1 protein-coding gene is annotated in these 546 nt (G+C 37.2%); it reads right to left on the reverse strand.

The features are described from left to right. Nucleotides 1–362: CHC2 zinc finger domain-containing protein (locus J7R05_RS07625; protein ID WP_246468273.1), on the reverse strand; the 362-nt coding region annotated here is incomplete at its 3' end. Between the last annotated feature and the right edge of the window lie 184 nt (nucleotides 363–546).

Consider the following 546-nt stretch of genomic DNA (forward strand, 5'->3'; position numbering starts at 1 on the left):
ATAACATCATAAAGATCAGCCTTTTCAATTTGACGTTTATGACTTTGTGGATCAAAAAGAGGTAATCTTATCCCAGCAAAATCAGCCAAACGCTCTACACTTTCTGAAAAGTGCAAGCCATCAAGCTCACAAAGAAAAGTAAAAATATCACCACTTACACCACAGCCAAAACAATAATAGCGGCCTTTACGATCATCACAATGAAAACTTGGAGTTTTTTCGCCATGAAATGGACAACAACACCAAAAGTCTCCTCGCGAAGGCTTACTTTTCCGGGGGTCAAAGACCACCCTTTGACCAATAACTGTTGAAATTGGTAATTTGGTGCGAAGATCATCAAGGAAATCAGGCGAAAAGCGCATTATCTCTCACAGAGTTTTAAAATTCTTTTTTGCATATTTAACGACTTTAGAGCATAATTCCAATACTTCCTTTTAAGCGATTGAAAAATTTTAAAGGGTCAACCGTATATAATTTTAGAAATGGAGATGAAAAGTGATAGAGTTTGTTGTTCAACAGCCGTGGTAAAAGACTCTTGCTTGGCTC

The organism is Bartonella capreoli (assembly GCF_902813205.1).
Lineage (GTDB): Bacteria > Pseudomonadota > Alphaproteobacteria > Rhizobiales > Rhizobiaceae > Bartonella > Bartonella schoenbuchensis.